General features: G+C 62.5%; 1 protein-coding gene. It reads left to right on the top strand.

The window, feature by feature from the left end:
- Nucleotides 1–17: 17 nt before the first annotated feature.
- The coding region (locus EN885_RS33015; RefSeq protein WP_164897971.1) for a porin at nucleotides 18–776 on the top strand (759 nt) is incomplete at its 3' end.

The raw sequence follows: 776 nt of genomic DNA, 5'->3' as shown, positions 1-776 counted from the left end.
TGACTGGAGGTCAGAAAATGAACATCAAGAGCCTTCTTCTCGGCTCCGCTGCGGCGCTGGTCGCAGTTTCCGGTGCGCGCGCCGCCGACGCCGTCGTCGTCGCCGAGCCGGAACCCGCTGAATACGTCCGCATCTGCGACGTCTACGGCGCTGGCTACTTCTACATCCCCGGCACCGAAACCTGCCTGCGCATCGGCGGCTATGTCCGTTACGACATCGGCGTCGGCGACGTCGGTACGTTCACTGGTGCAACGTCCGGCGACCACGAGGACGGCGACGAGAACGACACCTATTGGAAGCGTGCTCGCTTCACGCTGAAGACCTGGACCGGCCAGGAGACCGAACTCGGCACCTTGAAGACCTACACCGAGACCCGCTTCAACTTCGGCAACAGCCAAGGCCGCGCCGACTTTGCTGGCTATGACCCAGATGGGAACCCGGACTTCTTCCCCAACGAGGCCGGCAACACAGGCGTTTCGCTGAACTTCGCCTGGATCCAGCTCGGTGGTCTGCGCGTCGGTAAGGACGAATCGGCCTTCGATACGTTCATCGGCTACGCCGGCAACGTCATGAACGATACGCTGGTTCCCTATGGCGGCTTCGACACCAATGTCGTCCAGTACTACTTCGATGCCGGCAACGGCTTCTCCGCCGTCGTCTCGCTCGAAGAAGGCTACGGCGACTTCACGATCGACAGCTACGTTCCGCATGTCGTCGGCGGCGTGAAGTGGACGCAGGGCTGGGGCGCGATCACCGGCGTCGTTGCTTACGACAGC

The organism is Mesorhizobium sp. M6A.T.Cr.TU.014.01.1.1, assembly GCF_004022765.1.
Taxonomy (GTDB): domain Bacteria; phylum Pseudomonadota; class Alphaproteobacteria; order Rhizobiales; family Rhizobiaceae; genus Mesorhizobium; species Mesorhizobium mediterraneum.
This window is presented reverse-complemented; position numbering and strand designations above follow the sequence as displayed.